Raw genomic sequence first — 19,314 nt, 5'->3', positions numbered from 1 at the left:
GGCGACCTCAGTGCCAGGGCAGCGGGATGGGCCGCGCCGGCGCCAGGCCGCCCCGGCACTTGAGCACGCGCAGCTGCGCCGGATTGGCGTCCAGCGCCAGGCGCAGGGCGGCGGGCGAGGGGTTGAGCGCTTCACGCTGCGAGCGGTAGGCGATGGCCAGGGCCTGCCCGGTTTCGGCGGCCACCTGCAGACGGCGCAGGGCGCGGTCGTCGGCCTGTTGCGGCCAGCACAGCACGGCGCCGCAACTGCCCGAGCGCAGGCATTGCTCGGCGGCCCAGAGGGCGTCGCGGCCGCTGGCTTGCACGATGGCGAGCTGATCCAGCGCGACCCCGGCGGCCTGCCAGGCGGCCGGGTAGGGGATGTGGGGGGGGGCGACCAGCACAATGCGTTCGCCGGCTGCGCTGAGCCGCGCGAGGGTCGGCCAGACCAGTTGCAGCTCGCCGGTGCCTTCGGCGGCCAGGAGGATTTCGCTGAGCGCCGCTTCCGGCCAACCGCCGCTGGGCAGGGTGGCATCCAGCACCGTGTGGCCAGTGGGCTGCAGGCTGGGCGGCAGGCCCTGGGGCTGGCCCTTCCAGACCTGGCGCTGATGGAACAGGGTGTCGAGCGCGACCACGCTGCCCATCACTCGCTCCTGGTCGGCAAGCGACGACGGTCAGGTGTCCGGCAGGAGGGCCGGGGGAGGGAAATGGGGTGGCGGGGCATGGGATGGCTCGGATTGCGCTGTATGGATATACAGTTTATCCGGTGGAGTGGGGGCGTCAATGGTGGTTGGTCTGAAGGGGATTCGGACGCGCGGGGCGCTTTCTGTATGAGCGGGCCCTGCCCGCGATCCGCCGGCAGGGTCGGCGCTTTCTCTTGCTCTGGTGTTGCAGGTCTGCTGCGTTGGCTTGGGTGTTCCTGTGCGGCTTCGGCGTTTGCGGACATACTGGGTTTCGCCCCCTCGGGCGACCTACTTTGGCAAACGCCCCAAAGTAGGCAAAGGTCTTGCCCCGGACATCCGGTTTTTCGCTTGGGACGGAAAATTCCCTCGTTGAATCGAAGTTTCAACGAGGCCTACTGAATGGGGCATTCGGCGCGCGTGGATGTTTCTCTGGAAGACTTAAAAGCCAAAGCCAAAGCTGCTCTTTCGTAGGAGCGGAGCTTCTCCGCGATCAGCCGGCAAGGCCGGCGCTGAGTGGGTTCGCGAGCAAGCTCGCTCCTACAATTTGGCGCTGTACCTCGGTGCCCGCTCCTACAGGGAAAGTCGGAGCGCTCTTCGTAGGACCGAGGGGGACGCCCAGTTCTTGCTCGCGAACCGCACGGCACAAGGACAATCGCGGAGTACGGATATCCGCGCGCAGGCTTACAGCAGCAGATCCCCCTGCGGCGCCTTCGACCGCGGCGGGTCGGCGATGAACTTCAATCGCTCCGGCTTCCACCACCCCGGCAGCAACCGCCGCACCGCCGGTTGGTTGAAGCGGTCGTCGAGCAGGTAGATCACCCCCGAATCCGTGGGGGTGCGGATGACCCGGCCAGCCGCCTGAACGACTTTCTGCAAGCCGGGGAACAGGTAGGTGTAGTCGTAGCCGTCGCCGAACATTCCCTGCATGCGCTGCTTGATCTCCTCGTTGACCTCGTTCACCTGCGGCAGGCCCAGTGTGGCGATGAAGGCGCCGATCAGCCGGTCGCCCGGCAGGTCGATGCCCTCGCCGAAGGCGCCGCCGAGCACGGCGAAGCCAATGCCGCGCGAGTCCGTGGTAAAGCGGTCGAGGAAGGCCTGGCGCTCCAGTTCGTTCATGCTGCGCGACTGCACCCAGTAGGGGATATCCGGGTGTTCGGCGGTGAAGCGTTCCAGCGCCTGCTGCAGGTAGGCGTAGCTACTGAAAAAGGCCAGGTAGTTGCCGGGCCGGGCGCGGAATTGCCGGGCCATCAGCGTGCTGATCGGCGTGAGGCTGGCCTCGCGGTGCTGGTAGCGGGTGGACAGGTTGCTCAGCGCATGGACTTCCAGCTGTTCGGCGTGGAAGGGCGACTCCACTTCGCGCCAGCCGGCGTCTTCCGGCAGGCCGAGCAGGTCGGCGTAGTAGTGCGCCGGGGTCAGCGTGGCGGAGAACAGCGTGGTGCTATGCGCCACCTTGAAGCGTTCGGCGAGGAAAGGCGCCGGCACCACGTTGCGCAGGCACAGGGTCGAGAGCACGCGCCGCGCGCTGACGTCGTGGCGGGTGATGTCGAACAGCGAGTGCGGCCCGTAGGCTTCGGCCAGCCGGCAGAACAGCATGGCGTTGAGATAGAAGCTCAACAGCTCGGCCTCGTTACCGGTGGGCTGGTCGGTGAGGTGGTCGGTGATGGCGCTGACGGCCTTCTGCAACGCGGCGATGAACAGGTCGGGGATGGTCGGGTAGATCTGGTAATCCACGTCCTGGTCCTGGTGCAGCTGGTTCCAGTGCCGGCCGACGCGTTCCAGCGCGCTCTTCAGCTTGGCCGGGGCGACCTTGCGCAGGGCGTTGAACTCGCCCTGGTCCAGCTCGGCGCTGTACATGCCGCGGCCGCGCTCGATGAGGTTGTGCGCCTCGTCCACCAGCAGGGTGACCTTCCAGTCGTTGAGCACGGTGAGGCCGTAGAGCAGGGCGGTCATGTCGAAGTAGTAGTTGTAGTCGCCCACCACCACGTCGGCCCAGCGGCACAGCTCCTGGCTCAGGTAGTAGGGGCAGACCTGGTGCTCCAGCGCCACCTTGCGCACCGTTTCCTGGGTCAGCCAGCGCTGCTTGAGCGCGGCCTCGCGGGCGGCGGGCAGGCGGTCGTAGAAACCCTTGGCCAGCGGGCAGGATTCGCCGTGGCAGGCCTTGTCCGGGTGCTCGCAGGCCTTGTCGCGGGCGACGTGCTCCAGCACCCGCAGCGGCTGCGCGGCCTCCTGCTGGCGCAGGGTCGCCAGGGCGTCCAGGGCCAGGCGCCGGCCGGGGGTCTTGGCGGTGAGGAAGAACAGTCGGTCCAGCTGCTGGCCGGGGAAGGCCTTGAGCTGCGGGAACAGCGTGCCGAGGGTCTTGCCGATACCGGTGGTGGCCTGGGCCATCAGCGTCTGGCCGTCGCGGGCGGCGCGGTACACCGACTCGGCGAGCATCCGCTGGCCCTGGCGGAACTCGGCGTAGGGGAAGCGCAGCGCCTCCAGTCCCTGGTCGCGCTCGACGCGGTGGGCGCTTTCCTGCTCGGCCCACTTTACGAAGCGCTGGCACTGCAGCTCGAAGAAGGCGCGCAGATCGGCGGCGGCGAAGCGCTCGCGGATTTCGGTTTCCTTCTGGGTGATGACGTTGAAGTAGACGACGGCCAGATCGATGGCGTCGATCTCCAGGGTCTGGCACAGCAGCCAGCCGTACACCTTCACCTGCGCCCAGTGCAGCAGCCGGTGGTTCTGCGGGATACGCGCGACGTCGCCGCGGTGGGTCTTGATCTCTTCCAGCAGGTTTTCGGTCGGGTCGTAGCCGTCGGCGCGGCCGCTGACCACCAGCCCCGGATATTCGCCGCGCAACGGCAGTTCGGCGATGTAGCCCAGCCCCCGGCGAGAGACCACCGTGGCATGCCCGGCCATGCCTTCCTGGGCGGTGGGGGCGGGGGTGAAGCGCAGGTCGAGGTCACCTTCCTTGGCGGTGAATTCGCACAGCGCGCGCACGGCGATGGCGTAGCTCATGAGGGCTCGTCCGCCTCGCCCTGCCAGCGCACGTAGCAGACCTCCACCGGCATGCCGTGCTCGGCGCAGAAGGCCAGCCAGCGCTTCTGGTTATCCTGCAGGCGGTCGCCAGGGCCTTTCACCTCGATCATCCGGTAGCGCGCCTCGCCGGGCCAGAACTGGATCAGGTCGGGCATGCCGGCACGGTTGGCCTTGGGGTCGGCCAGCAGGCGCTCGAACCACAGCTTCAGGTGCGCCGCCGGCAGGCAGTGCAGGGCCTGCTCCAGCAGGTTTTCGTCCAGCAGCTCCCAGTGCACGAAAGGCGAGAGGATGCCGAACTTGGCGACCCAGGTTTCGCGGATCGCCTCCAGGTACGCGTCGCTTTCGAGCAGCGCCAGGCGTGCGGCGAAGGCTTCGGCGCGGCGGCTGACGAAGTCGCTGCGGTTGAGATCGCTGGGCCCGGCCTGGAAGGGGTGGAAGAAGGCGCCGGGCAGCGGGGCGAAGATCACGTCCCAGCAGAGCAGACCGAACAGGCTGCAGACCAGCGCGTTCTCCACGTAGTGCACCGGTGCTTTGTCCTCGTGAAGCACGGCCTGCACGGCGAACTCGACGTTGACGTCCGGGCGTGGCAGTTCCAGGTCGATGCGCAGCGGCGGCGCGGTTTTGCTGGCCTTTTCCTTCGGTAGACCGAGCTGGCGGACCAGACGGGTCAGCGCGCGCTCTACCAACTGCAGCTCGCCGTCGCTTTCCGGCGCGGCCAGGGCGGCTTGCACCAGCGCGTGGGCTTCCTCGAAGCGTTGCAGGCGTTCCAGCACACGGATCTGCCGCTGCCGCGAACCCTCGGCAGCGGTGCGCCGGTACATCGCCAGCGCGGCGTCCAGCTCGCCTTCGCGCTCCAGCTGGTAGGCCATGCGGTACAGCAGGCGACCGTGGCGGGCTTGCAGGTAGGGGTTGTCGCTGTGGAAGTCGCCCAGCTCGTCCAGCAGCTCGCCGATGGGTTCGCCGGTCTCGAAGCGCACGGCTCCGTTCCACAGGTGGATGTACGCCTCCAGGTCGTCGCGACTGCGGAAGGCTCGGGAATCGGCGGTGAAAGGGACGGTTTCGTAGCGGAAGATGCCGAGGTCGGCGAGGACGAACTCGGACCAGTCCTGCTGCAGATTGCCGAAGAACAGCAGGCGCAGGCGGTCGCACAGCGGCGTCGCCATCAGGGTGTAAAGGCGGTCAAGGTCCGGGTACCAGCCGGCGAACGGCTGCACCTGCTCGTGGTAGGCGTGCAGGTGCTCGTAGAGTTCGGCCTTCTTCAGCGCGCCGCGCGGCAGGTCATCGCGGAAGCGTGCGAGCAGTTCGTCCTTGAGCAGCAGCGGCAGCAGCTCTTCCAGCGCCAGGGGATAGGCGTCGTCCAGCCAGCCCAGCTCCAGCAGCGGCGCGGCGGCGCTGGGAATGTCACCGATCTCCGCGTAGCTCAGCTTGCCGGCGCGAAAGTGCGGGCCCTTGCGCATCACCAGCCGTACCAGCAGCGCCCGCGAGGGCAGCGGCAGCGCGCGGAAATCGGCGATGAACCGGGCTTCCTCGGCGTCGAGCAGGTCGGCGTAGCGTTCGTCGATCCAGTCGAGGGCGCGGTGGAAGTTGGTCAGGTAGTAGAGGCTGGGGTCGAGCGGCACGAGCATCAGTTTTCACTGGTTTTACATACAGTGCCTAGGATGGCGCGGTGGGGGCGCTGCCGCAAGGGTTAGTGCGGCCTTTCATCGGGATGTGGCCTACAGCGTTTTGGGGGGCTCTGTAGGATGGGTGGAGCGAAGCGATACCCATGCGGCGGGTGCTCGGAATCGATGGGTATCGCTTCGCTCCACACCATCCTACGGTCGCTCTTTGCTCTACCGCATCGCACCGGCTCAGCGGATCAACCCAGGCGGAACACTAGCGCCTTGAGGCCGCTGTCTTCCTCGATATCGGTGAATTCCGGCGGGTTTTCCAGGCGCTCGACGAAGCGCAGTTGCGGCGCCTCGGCGGCCATGCCCTGGAGGAGGAAGTCGACGCCCACCGCCGGGTCGTTCACGCAGGCCAGCACGGTGCCGGAGCCGTCCAGCAATTCCGGCAGGCGCCGGAGGACGCGGGCGTAGTCCTTGTCCAGGACGAAGCTGCCTTTCTGGAAGCTCGGCGGGTCGATGATGATCAGGTCGTACGGGCCGGATTTCTTCACCTTGCCCCAGGACTTGAACAGGTCGTGGTCGAGGAAGCTCACCTTCGACAGGTCGTGGCCATTCAGGCGGTGGTTGTCGCGGCCCCGGCTGAGCGCGGCGCGGGCCATGTCGAGGTTGACCACCTTCTGCGCACCGCCGGCCATCGCCGCCACGGAGAAGCCGCAGGTGTAGGCGAACAGGTTGAGCACCCGCAGGCCTGCGGAGTTGGCCTGCACCCACTGGCGGCCGTAGCGCATGTCGAGGAACAGGCCGTTGTTCTGCTTGCGGCCCAGGTCCAGCTGGTAGCGCAGGCCGTGTTCGCTGATCTGCCAGCCGTCGAATGCTTCGCCGTGGAGCACTTCCATGGTGCTGTCCAGGGTGTAACGGTGCTGCAGCATCAGGCTGCGGGCGCCGGTGGCGAGCCAGGTTTCGCTTTGCGCCAGTTCGACCAGCATCGCCCTGAGTGCCGCCAGTTCGTCTTCGGCAGGCTCGCGGAACAGCGAAACCAGCAGCACGCCTTCCAGCCAGTCGGCGGTGACCTGCTCCAGCCCCGGCCAGCGCCGGCCGCGGCCGTGGAACAGGCGGCGGGTTTCCGCGGGGGCGGGGTTCAGGGCGGTGAGCAGCTGCTCGCGCAGGGTGGCGATGGCTTCGGTGTTCATCTTTCAGGTCTTTCTAATCAGGCGATTGGGGCCAATCGGGGCGGCGATTCTACGCGCCATGGCGCTGCACCTGCAGCTTTTCCTCCGGGCGCGGGGCGACGAAGTAGCGGTTGAGCGCCTCGTAGCCGGCCGGGTCCAGCGGTGCGGCCAGGGGCGCCAGGGCATGACGCGCCAGCAGGCGGCTACGGCAGGTGTCCGGGTCGACGTCGAGGAAGTGCAGGCAGTGCGCGGCGCCGGCCTGTTGCGCCAGGTCGATCAGCCAGCGGCGGTCGGCCAGGGTGTTAGCGGGGATATCCAGCACTACGCTGGTGCCAGCGCGCAGCAGGCCGACCACGTGCGGACCCATGACCTTGCGCACGCGGCGGGCGTAGAGCTGGTAATCGTCGGGGTTGCTGATGCCCCAGGGGAACAGCTCGGTCAGCCATTGTTCCTCGGCCAGCATCACGGTGCCCGGCGCCTCGGCCAGTTCGCGGGCGAGGCAGGACTTGCCCGACGCTGCCTTGCCGCAGAGTAGATGCAATGTGCCTGTACTCATGTCGTGGTCTCCAGCAGGTCGGTGCCGTAGGAGTTGTCGACCGCGCAACGCCAGGCGCCGTCGGCTTCGCGGCGGAACACGTAGGTGGCGCGGCGGGTCAGCTTGCCGTGGCTGGTGTCCAGCAGGGTCTGCGCGACCACCAGGGCGGTGTCGCCGGTTTCGAGGATTTCCAGGCGGCCCTGGCGCACCCGCAGGTTGTGCCCGAAGTATTCGGCGATGGCGACGAAGGCCTGGCGGATCTGCGCCTTGCCGCGCGCCAGCAGGCCGGGCTTGACCACCAGCAGGGCGTCTTCGCTGTAGAACTCCAGCAGCGCGTCGAAGTCCTCGCGGCCGATGGCCTCGTCGGCGGCCTGGATGAGCGCTTGCAGGGGGTGCTGTTGTGGGGGGGATGCCTGGTCCATCAGTGTCTCCTCGATCGGGAGCCTCAGACGGCGGGCATTAAAAAACCCGCCGGGAGGCGGGTTTGGTTGTTCGCGGAATGCGCTAACCCACCATCGGAGCGATGGTGGTAATAATCTGCTGGAAGGTGCGGTTGGCGGCATTCATGGGCCAGAAACTAGCAGAAGTTTCGTCCGTCGCGCCAGCACTCTTTTTTTGCTGGCGTCATGGCATGATCGCGCCGCGCCGTGGTCCAACGGCCAAGTCTTTCTCCACGCTGTAGCGGAGCCCCCCAAATGCCATCCCCCCATCCGACCCGCATCCTGAGCGCTCTGGCGTTGCTCGCCGGGTTGGTCGTGTCCGTCGAAACGCCCGCCGTCAGCTGTCCCACGGGGCAGCGCCAGGTCTGCCTGGACACCTGCGTCTGCCTGCCGGACTTTGGCGCCGTGCTCGGCCCGGTGATCGCCGACACCCGCAAGATGGCCGGCCAGGCACTCGGCGTGTGGCTGCAGCAGTCCCGCGACCAGGCGGAGCAGGGCGGCACCCAGCCGATCCCGCTGGAAATCCGCGCCCAGTTGCAAGCCTATTACCCGGACGAGGTGCTGATGGCGGCGCGCTATTCCACCGGTGCGCTGGACGAGCTGAACGCCGCCCAGACCATGATGCAGAACCCCGATACCGAAGCCGTCACCCTGGTGGACGTGATCGTCTTCCGTCGAGAGGAAGACGCGCAGAAGGACGTCGCCCTCTGGGCCCACGAGCTGTGGCACGTGAAGCAGTTCCGGGAGTGGGGTGTGCAGGGCTTCGCCAGCCGCTACAGCGAGGATTACGAAGCTGTCGAGACGCCGGCCTACGCCATGCAGCGGCGGGTCGCCAAGGACCTGCGCGACAGCCAGCAGGCGGCCGCTGCGACCCACTAGCGGCTGGCGGTTTCCTTCGCTGCCGGCGCCAGCGTGCCGCCGTGGCTGGATTCCAGGGTCGGCGTGCCGCCGCCCAAGGCCTTGCACAGGGCGATCAGCGTCAGGCGCAGCTGGGTATCGCTGTCCACCAGGTCGCGGCGTGATTGCAGGTAGGCGCGCTGGGCATCCAGTTCCACCAGGAAATCAGTCATCCCGCCGGCGTAGCGCGCCTTGGCCATGCCATAGGTGATGTCGGCGCTGCGCTGCTTGTCCTGCAACTGGCGGTTGCGCTGGCGTTCGGCGTCGTACTGGCTGAGGCTGTCATCGACTTCCTGCCAGGCCTTGAGCACGGTCTGCTGGTAGGCCACGGCGGCTTCCTGCTGTTCCAGCTTGCGCAGGTTGATGCTGGAGCGCCGCCGGCCATTGTCGAAGATCGGTACCGAAAGGCTCGGGCCCACGCTCCAGGTACGGCTGCCCCAGTCACTGATGTGGCCGCCCTCGGTGGACTCGAAGCCGAAACGCGCACCCAGGCGGATGGCCGGGTAGAGGTCGGCCACCGCCACGCCGATATTGGCCGTGGCGGCGTGCAACTGGGCCTCGGCGGCGCGGATGTCCGGGCGCCGGCGGGCGAGTTCCGACGGCAGGCCGAGGCTGAGGTCCGGCGTCTGGGGTTCGACCGCTGCCACGGGTTTGAGATCGTCGCGCAGACTGCCGGGTTCGGCGCCGACCAGCACGCCGATCTGGTTGATCGCCGTGGTTTCGCTGGCCAGCAGTTGCGGCAGGCGCGAGCTCAGGTCGGCGAGCTGGCCGCGCTGGCGTTCGACGTCGAAATCGTCCACCAGCCCACCATCGGCGCGCGCCTGGATCAGTTGCAGGGATTCCTCGGTGGCGGCCAGGTCCTGGCGGGTCACCGCGATCTGCTGCTGCACGCCGCGCAGCTCGAAGTAGGCGCGGGACAGTTCCGCCGCAACGCCAAGGCGCACTTCGTCGAGCATTGCCGCCTGCGCCGCCACGCTGGCGTCGGCGGACTCGATGGAGCGGCGGATGCGACCCCACAGGTCGGGCTCCCAGGAGGCGTCGAAGCCGGCCTGGTAGAGGGTGAAGGGTTCGGCGAGGACCTTGCTGATCTGCTCGCTGTTCGCGCCCGGGGCGATGCGCTGGATCATCAGCGCGTTGGCGCCGTTCTCGCTCATGCGCTGGCGATTGACCCCCGCCGAGGCGTTGACGTCCACGCCGCGCTGGGACGCCACCATCTGCCGCTGCATGCGGCTCTGGGCGAAGCGCAGCACGGCGCTGTTGAGGTCCGGGCTGGCCTTGTCCGCGCGGCTCTGCAGGTTGTTCAGCACCGGGTCGTTGAACAGTGTCCACCAGTCCTCGGCGAGCCGGGTGGTGCCAGCGGCGGGAGGCAGCGCCGCCTCGCCGGAATGTGCCGCCTGCCAGCTGGCCGGGCTCCGGGTCTGTGGCGCCTCAAAATCGGGGCCGACGGCGCAGCCGGCGAGGCCGGTGCCGAGCAGGGCAAGGGAGACGAGGCGGGAAGTGCGATTCATCGATTACACCCTTTCAGATTCACTTGGCGCTAGTCATCGGACGAGCCCTCGAAGCGCCGTGCGCAGTAGCCCAGCAGCAGGCCTGCGGCGATGCCGGCGACACCCAGCAGCAGGCCCATGGAGCGATTGCTGACCATGCCGACGTTCTTCACATGGGTGGGCAGACCGAGCAGCCCGATGAAGAACAGCATCGCTGCCGAGAGGGCGATCAGGCAGATGCCGCCGGCCCGCCAGGAGTCGGTGGGAATACCCTTGCTGCGGCAATACAGGTAGCCCAGCCCGAACGGCAGGGCGAGCTGGGTGACAGCGAACACGATGAACTGGCTGGCGTCGCTCATATCGTTGGCTTCTGTCGAGGTGTCGGGTCAGGGTATTGCATCGCTGGGCCATTCCAAGTGATCGACTACGCAAGCCGGTGGCGAAACAGCCACGAGGCGAGCGGCAGGGTGATGGCGGCCAGCACCAGCATGGGGACCAGGTTGAGCGACACGCTGGCGAGGGTCGCGCCTTCCAGGTAGATGCGCTGGATCAGGTCGATGCCAAAGCGCAGCGGGTTGGCGTAGGTGACCGTCTGCAGGAATACCGGCATGTTGCGCACGGGCGTGGCGAGGCCGGAAAGCAGCGTCAGCGGCATGATCAGCACGAAGGTGTAGAGCATCGCCTGCTGCATGTTCAGCGAGATGGCGGAAATCGACATGCCCAGCCCGACGCAGGCGATGGTGAACACCGCCAGCCCGCCGTAGAGATCCAGCAGCGAGCCGGCCATGGGAATACGGAACCAGAACAGCGCCATCAGCAGCACCAGACTCGCCTGCGCCAGGCCGATCAGGGTCGGTGGTATGGCCTTGCCGAGTATGATTTCCAGCGGCGTGTAGGGCGTCACCAGGAGCTGGTCGAAGGTGCCCTGTTCGCGCTCGCGGGCCACCGAGAGTGCCGTGAGCATCAGCGTCTGCATCATGCTCAGGGTGGCGATCAGCGCCGGGATCAGGGGCCAGCGGGTTTCCAGGTTGGGGTTGTACCAGGCGCGGCTGACCACGCTCAGCGGCGGAGCTGCCAGGCCCCGGCTGCGGTTGAAGTCGATGACGATGTTGGCCACCCCCGCAGCGGCGGAGCCGGCGGTGTTGGAGTTACGCCCGTCGAGGATCACCTGGATCGGCGCGGGGTCGCCCTGGGCAAGTCGGGTCTGGAAATCCGAGGGGATATGGACCACCAGCAGCGCCTTCTGCTCGTCGATCACCGTCTGGATTTCCTCGACCCGGGTGAGGGTCGCCACCCGGTGGAAGATGCCGCTGCCGTCCAGGCGCGAGACGAGCTCGCTGGAGGCTTCGGCGTGGCTGAGGTCGAGCAGGGCGTAGGGGGCGTCGTTGAGGTCGAAGGTCACCGCGTAGCCGAACAGCACACTCTGCAGCAACACCGGCACCACCAGCACGATGCGGTTGGCCGGGTCCTTGAGGATGACCAGCAGTTCCTTGCGCCAGAGGTTGAGGATGCGCCAGAAAAATTCCATGTCGTTCTAGTCCAGTCGCTTGCGCGTCACCAGCCGCGCCAGGCCCAGCAGGACCACGGCGTAGGCGGCGAGGATGGCGCAGTCCTTGAGGATCATCGGCCAGAAGTTGCCGGCCAGGAACAGGGATTTCACCAGTTCCATGAAGTAGGTCGCCGGCAGCAGGTCGCCGACCACGCGGATGGCGGTGGGCACGTTGCGCAGGTCGAAGATGAAGCCCGAAAGCATCATGGCCGGAAGGAAGCTGGCGAGCAGGGCGATCTGGCTGGCGAGGAACTGGTTCTTGGTGATCGCCGAGATCAGCAGGCCGATACCCAGCGCCACCAGCATGTAGAGCATGGAGGCGACCAGCAGTACGAAGAAGGAGCCGTACAGCGGCACGTCGAACAGCAGGCGCGCGGCGATCAGGCACAGCGCGAGGCCGATCATGCCGATGCCGAAGCAGGGGATGATCTTCGCCAGGAGGATTTCCACCGGCCGCACCGGGGTGACGAACAGCGCCTCGAGGGTGCCGCGCTCCCATTCGCGGGCCATCACCAGGGCGGTGAGGAAGGCGCCGACCAGGGTCATGATCAGTACGATCAGCCCCGGCACCAGGTACCAGGTGCTGGTGTTGGCGGCGTTGAACCACATGCGCTGGACGATGGTGACGGCGCCGCCCTGGGCCTGTGGGCCGGCGCTGCGGTCGGCCTGCTTCTCGCCCCAGCCGGCCAGGGCGCTGCCGACGTAGGTGGCGACGCTGGCGGCGCGGGTGGCGTCCGAGCCCTGCACCAGTACCTGGATCTGCGCGTTGCCGTCGCTGAGACGGCGGGTGAAGTCTGAGGGCACCTGCACCAGAGCGTCCACCTCGCGGGCCTTCATCAGTGCTTCGCCCTCGGCGAGGGAGCGCACGTGATGCGGTAACAGATAGTCGGTACGGCTGATGCTGGCGGCCACGTCGCGGGCAATCGGCGAGGGGTCGTCGAGGACGATGGCGACGATGGCGCGCTTCACATCCAGCGACAGCCCGTAGCCGAAGATCAGGATCAGTGCGATGGGTAGGCCGATGCCGATCAGCAGGTTGCTGCGGTCGCGCACCAGTTGCCGCACTTCCTTGCGGGTCAGCGAGGCGAGGCGCCGCCAGAAGCCGCCGGCACTCATGCCGAGCCCGCCCTGGCCTGTTCGCGGCTGCTCTCGAGACGGTTGGTTTCGACTATCTCGATGAACGCCTGCTCCATGTTCAGCGTACTGCCCTTGCCGCCGGCCTGCTCGCGCACTTCCTGCGGGGTGCCCATGGCCAGCAGCCTGCCGGCGTCCTGGATGACGATGCGGTCGCAGTACTCGGCTTCTTCCATGAAGTGAGTAGTGATGATGATGGTGGTGCCGGACGCCGCCAGCGCCGTGATGCGCTGCCAGAAGCCCCGGCGGGCGAGGGGGTCGGCGCCGCTGGTGGGTTCGTCGAGGAAGAGGATTTCCGGTTCGTGCAGCAGGCCGACCGCCATGGCCAGGCGTTGCTTGAACCCGCCGGGCAGCTGGCCGCTGGGGGCGTCTTCCTGGCCGGTCAGGTCGAACTGTCGGGATACCGCGTCCATCCGCTGGCTCAGGCGCTTGCCGCCCAGGCCGTAGGCGCCGCCGAAAAAGCGCAGGTTCTCCGCCACCGAAAGGTTGCCGTAGAGGGAGAACTTCTGCGACACGTAGCCGACCTTGCGCCGCGCTTGGGCCCGCGCGTGGCGCAGGTTGACCCCGGCCACCTGCAGGGTGCCGCTGGTGGCCGGCAGCAGCCCGCAGAGCATGCGGAAGGTGGTGGTCTTGCCGGCGCCGTTGGGCCCGAGCAGGCCGAAGATTTCCCCCCGGTGCACGCTGAAGCTGGTACTGGCTACGGCGGTGAAGTCGCCGAACTTGCGCACCAGTTCCTTCACTTCGATCACTGGCTCGTCGCCGTCTTCGTGGCGCTGCGTGCCGGTCTTGAGCGATTCCATGTCCACCGCCTCGGCGTCGCTGCGGGCGCGTAGCAGGAACATGAAGCCGTCCTCCAGGCGCGCGTCCACCTGGCGCACCGGGGCGCCGTCGAGCAGTTGGTCGAGCTTGCCCTGGTCCGCACCCGGTTGGCGGATGAAACGCACTTCGCCGGACTGCGGCACGGCGTCGACGACGTTGTGATGATCCTCCAGCAGGCGCGCCTGCAGGGTGCGCGCCGGCTCACCGGGTGGCGGCGTGGCGATGAAGCAGAGGTTGTCGGCGTGCTCGCGGATCGATGCCGGGTCGCCCTTGGCCATCAGCTGGCCCTGGTGCAGCAGGAAGACTTCGGCGCAGCGCTCGGCCTCGTCCATGTAAGAGGTGGAGACCAGCACGCTGAGCTGTTCCTGTTCGATCAGCTGTTGGATGATCTCCCACAGCTCGCGGCGCGACAGCGGGTCGACGCCCACCGTGGGCTCGTCGAGCAGCAGCAAATCCGGCGAGCGCACCAGGGTGCAGGCCAGGCCCAGCTTCTGCTTCATGCCGCCGGAAAGCTTGCCTGCGGGGCGCTCGGTGAAGCGCGCCAGGTCGGTCATCTCCAGCAGGCGCCGGTAGCGTTCCACCCGCTGTTGGTGTGGCACGCCATGGAGGTCGGCGTAGAGGTCGAGGTTCTCCTGCACGCTGAGGTCTTCGTAGAGACCGAAGCGTTGGGGCATGTAGCTGATGCGATCCTGCACCTGCTGCGGATGGGCGTGGACGTCCAGGTCCAGCACCGTCAGGCTGCCGGCGTCGGCCTGCAGGAGCCCGGCGACCAGGCGCAGGAAGGTGGTCTTGCCGGCGCCGTCGGGGCCGACCAGGGCGGTGAGCTGGCCGCGCGGGATGTCCAGCGAGATGTCCTTGAGCGCCTGCATCGTCTTGCCCGACGCCTTTACCAGGAACTGCTTGGCCAGGCCTTCGGCGCGGATGACCGGGCTTTCGTTGCGGACTCCCTGAGTCGTGGCCATCAGCGCGGCTCGTCGGCGAAGCGTACCGTGGCGGGCATGCCCAGGCGCAGGCGGTTGTCGGGGTCGGCCACCAGTACCCGCACCTCGTAGACCAGGCTGGTGCGCAGCTCCTCGGTCTGTACCGATTTGGGGGTGAACTCGGCGACCGAGGAGATGTAGCCGATGTGGCCGTCGATGGCCTGGTCGGGGTGGCTGTCGGTGAACACCTGGGCCTTCATGCCCGGTTTGATCCGCCCCAGGTTGATTTCACTGACGTAGGCGCGAATCCATTTCGGGTCGGTCAGCGCCAGGGAGTACACCGGGCGCTGCGGCGAGGCCATGTCGCCGGGCTCCAGCAGGCGCGAGCGCACGGTGGCGTTCTGCGGTGCCTTGAGGTCGGCCTCGTCGAGGTTGTGCTGCAGCAGGGCGAGATCGGCGCGGGCGGCGGCGAGCTGCGCCTCGGCCTGGGCGATGTCTTCCGTACGCGGTCCGATCTGCGCCAGGCGCAAGGATTTCTGGCGGTCTTCCAGCTGGGCCTGGGCGACCTTCTGCTGCGAGGTGGCGCTGTCGATGTCCTGCTGGCTCACGGCGCGGCCACCGGGGCTGTTGGCGCGGATATTCTGCAGGCGGCGCAGCTGGGTGTTGGCGAGGTCGAGCTGGGCGCGGGCGGCCTGGTCCTGGGCGCGGGCCCGGTCAATGTCCTCGGGGCGCGAGCCGTTCTTCAGGCGCAGCAGGTTCTGTTCCTGGGCGGCGATCTGCGCCCGGGCCTTGTCGATCTGCAGGCTCAGGGTGCGGGTGTCGAGGCTGGCCAGCACGTCGCCGGCTTTCACCTGGTCGCCTTCGTCGACGTTCATCCTGGCTATGCGCTCGCTACCGATGAAGGCCAGCGAAACCTGGCGGATATCGACATTGCCGTAGAGCACCAGTCCCTTGTCTCCGCTTTCGCGGGAGTGCAGGTACCACCATGACCCGCCTCCCAGCAACAGCGCCAGAATGACGACCAGCAACAGCTTCTTCGGCATGTAGTCCTTCCCTGTTTCGTGACAGCCCGGTGAAGGATAGCCAGATATTCACCTCCAGAGCAGCAAAATGGCTGCTACGACGCGTCGCAGAGGGGTTCCAGGCCATCGTTTCGTCAGTTGCGCCGCCGTGGGCGGGGATTGCTGTTAGCGTGGAGAGGCAACCGCAACGGGAGCGCTGTCATGAACGACGAAATCGAGAGTCTTCACGCGGTCAAACAGTCCCCCTGGCACCGTCGCGCCGAGCTCATGCAGTGGTTCGGCATGGTGATGTTCGTCCTGGCCATCGGCCTGGCCGCGCTCACGGACTTCCTGGCGCGCCGCGAGGGCATCGCGACCATCGTTCTCTTCGTGGCGCTCGGGCTGCTGGCAATGGTGGCGTCGCGGCTGATCCTCGGCACCCACCTGATGAGGCACCCGTAGGGCGTATTACGCTCCGCGTTCTACGCCGTTTGGCCCGGATGCGCTGGCGCTCCGACCCCGGCCTTGGCGCAGAGGACTGGTCTGGTCGTAGGAGCGCGCTTGCTCTCGAACGGTCCAACACTCCTGTGACCGAGGCGCGAGTCTGTCTGGCGCCGGCGTTACCGGTGAATCGCGGACAGAGTCCTTTAACCCGTAGGGGCGGACTTCGTCCGCGATCAGCGCCGACAGGCGCCTCCGTCAACGCCGGGGAATGGCCTGCGTCTGCGGCGGCGCAACCCCCTGGTAGCCGATATTGATGTCGTCCGACATCCGCGGCTGCGTTGGCGGGGCGGCATGCTGCTCGCTGGGCGCGCTGTAGCCGTTACAGGATGAGCCGCCCAGGGCGAAGGCCAGTAAGCCCGCCAGCAGCACGGCGATGAATCTGGGCATGTCCGCATCCTCCCATTGGCTGTTCCACCCTCCAGTGAACGCGCCTTGGCGCCCGTAGCTACGCGTGCCTGACGAACGGCGCAGCCTCCCTGTCACGAAATGAAAAGCCCCTGTCGTTCGATGTGAAGCGGCTGTCCGGCCCCCTCCCTAGAGTCCAATCCACGGGCATCCGCCCTTTAAAAAAAACAAGACTGACTGGAGAATCCGGCATGGCCAAAGCCGTTCGTTTCTATGAAACAGGGGGTCCCGAAGTCCTGCGTTACGAGGACGTGGAGGTCGGCGATCCCGGCCCGGGGCAGGTTCGCCTGCGCCACGTCGCCGTAGGGCTGAACTACGCGGACACCTACTTCCGTAATGGTACCTACGCGGTGCCCCTGCCCAGCGGTATGGGCGTGGAGGCCGCCGGGGTGGTGGTGGCGGTGGGTGAGGGCGTGAACAACGTCGTACCGGGCGACCGGGTCACCTATACCGGCTTCATCAATACCCTGGGCGCCTACAGCACCGAGCGCCTGGTGCCCGCCGCACCGCTGATCCGACTGCCCGAAAGCATCGCCTTCGAGACCGCCGCGGCGATGACCATGCGCGGTCTGACCTCGGCCTACCTGATGCGTCGCATCCACGACTTCAAGCCCGGTGACAGCATCCTGCTGCACGCCGCGGCCGGTGGCGTGGGCCTGATCGTCTCGCAGTGGGCGCGTTTGCTCGGCCTGCGCGTGATCGGCACCGTTTCCAGCGAAGCCAAGGCCCAGGTCGCACTGGCCCATGGCTGTTCGGATGTCATCGACTACAGCCGCGAGGACGTTGCCAAGCGGGTGCGCGAGCTGACCGATGGCCGTGGCGTGGACGTGGTGTTCGACAGCGTCGGCAAGGACACCTTCATGTCCTCCCTGGACTCGCTCAAACGCCGTGGCCTGATGGTTTGCGTCGGCACCGCGTCCGGACCGATCCCGCCGTTCGACCCGGTCCTGCTGGCAATGAAGGGTTCGATCTTCCTCACCCGCCCGGCGCTGGCCGACTACATCGCCGACCCGGCGGAGAAGGCCGCGCTGCTGGATGAGCTGTTCACCCACGTCGGCAATGGCGATATCCGCATCGAGATCAACCAGCACTATGCGCTGGAAGATGCCGTGCAGGCCCACCGCGATCTGGAGTCGCGCAAAACCACCGGCTCGTCGATCTTCGTCATCTGAGGTGACTCGTCATGCACGTGGAGCAACTGACTTGCAGCATCGGCGCTGAAGTTTCCGGCGTGAACCTGGGCGATGCCGCCCGTGACGATGCACTGTTCGACGAGATGCGCAGCCTGCTGCTGAAGCACAAGGTGCTGTTCCTGCGCGACCAGGACATCAGCCGCGCGGACCACGTGGCCTTCGCTCGCCGTTTCGGCGAGCTGGAGGACCACCCGGTGGCTGGCAGCGACCCCGAGCACCCGGGCCTGGTGCGGATCTACAAGACCCCGGACCTGCCCAACGACCGCTACGAGAACGCCTGGCACACCGACGCCACCTGGCGCGAAGCTCCGCCCATGGGCTGCGTGCTGCGCTGCGTGGAGTGCCCGCCGGTGGGTGGCGACACCATGTGGGCGAACATGGTGCTGGCCTACGAGAACCTGCCGGCCGAGATCAAGGCGAAGATCGCCGAGCTGCGTGCCCGTCACAGCATCGAGGCGAGCTTTGGCGCGGCGATGCCGATCGACAAGCGCCTGGCGCTCAAGGCCCTGTACCCGGACGCCGAGCACCCGGTGGTGCGCACCCATCCGGAGACGGGCGAGAAGGTGCTGTTCGTCAACGCCTTCACCACCCACTTCACCAACTACCACACCGCGCAGAACGTGCGCTTCGGCCAGGACGCCAACCCCGGCGCGCTGGACCTGCTGCGCTATCTGGTGAGCCAGGTGTACATCCCCGAGTACCAGGTGCGCTGGCGCTGGAAGAAGAACAGCGTGGCGATCTGGGACAACCGCAGTACCCAGCATTACGCGGTGATGGACTACCCGCCGTGCGTGCGCCGCATGGAGCGCGCCGGAATCATCGGCGACAAGCCGTTCTGATCCTCGAAAAAGACTCTACAAGAACAATCTACGGAGACTGACATGCAATTTTTCGACGATTCCCTGCACCCGGAAAACCAGGACAAGGTAGTCATCACCACCGCCCCCTATGGCCCCGAGTGGATGCCCGAGGATTTCCCTGAAGACATCCCGGTGACCATGGACGAACAGGTCCAGAAGGCCGTGGACTGCTATGAAGCCGGCGCCACCGTGCTGCACCTGCACGTACGTGAGCTGGATGGCAAGGGCTCCAAGCGCCTGTCCAAGTTCAACGAACTGATCGCCGGCGTGCGCGAAGCCGTACCGGACATGATCATCCAGGTCGGCGGCTCGATTTCCTTCGCCCCGGAAGATGAAGGCGAGGCGGCCAAGTGGCTGTCCGACGACACCCGCCACATGCTCGCCGAGCTGACCCCGAAGCCCGACCAGGTGACGGTGGCGATCAACACCACCCAGATGAACATCATGGAGCTGCTCTATCCGGAGTACCTGAAGGGTACTTCCCTGGAGAACCCGCTCTACCAGGCGGCCTACAGCGAAATGACCGTGCCGGCCGGCCCGGCCTGGGTCGAGGAGCACCTCAAGCGCCTGCAGGCGGCCAACATCCAGCCGCACTTCCAGCTGACCGGCATGCATGCCCTGGAAACCCTAGAGCGCCTGGTGCGCAAGGGCGTCTACCGTGGCCCGCTGAACCTGACCTGGATCGGCATCGGCGGCGGATTCGACGGTCCCAATCCGTTCAACTTCATGAACTTCGTGCACCGCGCACCGGATGGCGCCACGGTTACCGCCGAGTCGCTGCTCAAGAACGTGCTGCCGTTCAATATGATGGCGATGGCCATGGGCCTGCACCCGCGTTGCGGCATCGAGGACACCATCATTGGCCAGCACGGCCAGCGCATGACCTCGGTGGAGCAGATCCAGCAGTGCGTCCGCGTCGCCCATGAGCTGGGCCGCGAGGTCGCCAGCGGCAAGGAAGCCCGCGCCATCTACAAGATCGGCGTGCAGTACGACAGCATCGAAGAAACCCTGCGCATGAACGGCATGGCACCCAACCGCCAGCCGGGCCAGAAGTCCGTCCCGCTTCGCGCGTGACCTGCTCTTAAGTAGTGGGCGGTGCGGGTTCTGCCAGTAAC

Annotated in this window: 18 protein-coding genes; 5 read left to right on the top strand and 13 right to left on the bottom strand. The window is 67.0% G+C overall.

Annotated elements, in window-relative coordinates:
* Positions 1-7: 7 nt before the first annotated feature.
* The 6 genes from imuA to GA645_RS14990 all read right to left on the bottom strand — a co-directional run bounded on the left by imuA (position 8) and on the right by GA645_RS14990 (position 7,412).
* Positions 8-622, bottom strand: a complete 615-nt coding sequence (gene imuA, locus GA645_RS15015) for a translesion DNA synthesis-associated protein ImuA (protein ID WP_152223812.1) — start codon at positions 620-622, stop codon at positions 8-10.
* Between the two features lie 720 nt (positions 623-1,342).
* On the bottom strand, positions 1,343-3,658 hold the full coding sequence (locus tag GA645_RS15010) for an ATP-dependent DNA helicase (RefSeq protein WP_152223811.1): 2,316 nt from the start codon (positions 3,656-3,658) through the stop codon (positions 1,343-1,345).
* A complete protein-coding gene (locus GA645_RS15005) occupies positions 3,655-5,304 on the bottom strand; it encodes a VRR-NUC domain-containing protein (protein ID WP_152223810.1) in 1,650 nt (549 codons plus the stop codon). The genes GA645_RS15010 and GA645_RS15005 overlap by 4 nt, the downstream gene beginning before the upstream one ends.
* Positions 5,305-5,537: 233 nt before the next feature.
* Positions 5,538-6,476 carry a class I SAM-dependent methyltransferase gene (locus GA645_RS15000; RefSeq protein WP_152223809.1) on the bottom strand — a complete coding sequence of 313 codons (939 nt, stop codon included), beginning with the start codon at positions 6,474-6,476 and terminating at the stop codon, positions 5,538-5,540.
* A gap of 49 nt (positions 6,477-6,525) precedes the next feature.
* The gene (locus tag GA645_RS14995; protein ID WP_152223808.1) at positions 6,526-7,011 is read right to left on the bottom strand and encodes an ATP-binding protein; all 486 of its coding nucleotides are present in this window, start codon (positions 7,009-7,011) and stop codon (positions 6,526-6,528) included.
* Positions 7,008-7,412, bottom strand: a complete 405-nt coding sequence (locus tag GA645_RS14990) for an SgcJ/EcaC family oxidoreductase (RefSeq protein ID WP_152223807.1) — start codon at positions 7,410-7,412, stop codon at positions 7,008-7,010. The genes GA645_RS14995 and GA645_RS14990 overlap by 4 nt, the downstream gene beginning before the upstream one ends.
* A 273-nt stretch (positions 7,413-7,685) precedes the next feature.
* Here GA645_RS14990 and GA645_RS14985 point away from each other — a divergent pair, with 273 nt between their 5' ends.
* The gene (locus tag GA645_RS14985) at positions 7,686-8,309 is read left to right on the top strand and encodes a DUF4157 domain-containing protein (RefSeq protein ID WP_152223806.1); all 624 of its coding nucleotides are present in this window, start codon (positions 7,686-7,688) and stop codon (positions 8,307-8,309) included.
* Here GA645_RS14985 and GA645_RS14980 read toward each other — a convergent pair.
* The 6 genes from GA645_RS14980 to GA645_RS14955 form a co-directional block, all read right to left on the bottom strand.
* Positions 8,306-9,835: an efflux transporter outer membrane subunit gene (locus GA645_RS14980; RefSeq protein ID WP_152223805.1), complete on the bottom strand. Its 1,530-nt coding sequence runs from the start codon at positions 9,833-9,835 to the stop codon at positions 8,306-8,308. The two genes, GA645_RS14985 and GA645_RS14980, sit on opposite strands and share 4 nt — an antisense overlap.
* 29 nt (positions 9,836-9,864) lie before the next feature.
* Positions 9,865-10,173: a hypothetical protein gene (locus GA645_RS14975; protein ID WP_152223804.1), complete on the bottom strand. Its 309-nt coding sequence runs from the start codon at positions 10,171-10,173 to the stop codon at positions 9,865-9,867.
* Between the two features lie 65 nt (positions 10,174-10,238).
* Positions 10,239-11,342: an ABC transporter permease gene (locus GA645_RS14970; protein ID WP_152223803.1), complete on the bottom strand. Its 1,104-nt coding sequence runs from the start codon at positions 11,340-11,342 to the stop codon at positions 10,239-10,241.
* A gap of 6 nt (positions 11,343-11,348) precedes the next feature.
* Positions 11,349-12,479: an ABC transporter permease gene (locus tag GA645_RS14965; protein ID WP_152223802.1), complete on the bottom strand. Its 1,131-nt coding sequence runs from the start codon at positions 12,477-12,479 to the stop codon at positions 11,349-11,351.
* On the bottom strand, positions 12,476-14,278 hold the full coding sequence (locus GA645_RS14960; protein ID WP_152223801.1) for an ATP-binding cassette domain-containing protein: 1,803 nt from the start codon (positions 14,276-14,278) through the stop codon (positions 12,476-12,478). Before GA645_RS14960 ends, GA645_RS14965 begins: the two co-directional genes overlap by 4 nt.
* The gene (locus tag GA645_RS14955; protein ID WP_152223800.1) at positions 14,278-15,279 is read right to left on the bottom strand and encodes an HlyD family efflux transporter periplasmic adaptor subunit; all 1,002 of its coding nucleotides are present in this window, start codon (positions 15,277-15,279) and stop codon (positions 14,278-14,280) included. Before GA645_RS14955 ends, GA645_RS14960 begins: the two co-directional genes overlap by 1 nt.
* Before the next feature lie 180 nt (positions 15,280-15,459).
* Between GA645_RS14955 and GA645_RS14950 the strand changes: the two genes are divergently transcribed.
* Positions 15,460-15,699: a hypothetical protein gene (locus GA645_RS14950; RefSeq protein ID WP_152223799.1), complete on the top strand. Its 240-nt coding sequence runs from the start codon at positions 15,460-15,462 to the stop codon at positions 15,697-15,699.
* Between the two features lie 237 nt (positions 15,700-15,936).
* Here the strand turns inward: GA645_RS14950 and GA645_RS14945 are convergent, their stop codons facing one another.
* A complete protein-coding gene (locus GA645_RS14945) occupies positions 15,937-16,128 on the bottom strand; it encodes a hypothetical protein (RefSeq protein WP_152223798.1) in 192 nt (63 codons plus the stop codon).
* A gap of 209 nt (positions 16,129-16,337) precedes the next feature.
* On the opposite strand from GA645_RS14945, the gene GA645_RS14940 reads away from it, so the two are divergent.
* From GA645_RS14940 to GA645_RS14930, 3 genes are read left to right on the top strand one after another with little or no spacing between them, the layout of a single operon-like run.
* Positions 16,338-17,318 carry a quinone oxidoreductase gene (locus GA645_RS14940; RefSeq protein WP_152223797.1) on the top strand — a complete coding sequence of 327 codons (981 nt, stop codon included), beginning with the start codon at positions 16,338-16,340 and terminating at the stop codon, positions 17,316-17,318.
* Positions 17,319-17,329: 11 nt separating this feature from the next.
* Positions 17,330-18,178, top strand: coding sequence for a TauD/TfdA family dioxygenase (locus GA645_RS14935; protein WP_152223796.1), 849 nt, complete (start codon positions 17,330-17,332; stop codon positions 18,176-18,178).
* Positions 18,179-18,220: 42 nt separating this feature from the next.
* Positions 18,221-19,273 (top strand): 3-keto-5-aminohexanoate cleavage protein, encoded by a 1,053-nt coding sequence (locus GA645_RS14930; RefSeq protein WP_152223795.1) that lies wholly within the window; start codon positions 18,221-18,223, stop codon positions 19,271-19,273.
* Positions 19,274-19,314 lie beyond the last annotated feature (41 nt).

Source organism: Pseudomonas sp. SCB32 (assembly GCF_009189165.1).
GTDB lineage: Bacteria > Pseudomonadota > Gammaproteobacteria > Pseudomonadales > Pseudomonadaceae > Pseudomonas.
The sequence above is the reverse complement of the archived record's forward strand: the minus strand, read 5'-3'. Positions and strand labels throughout refer to the sequence as shown.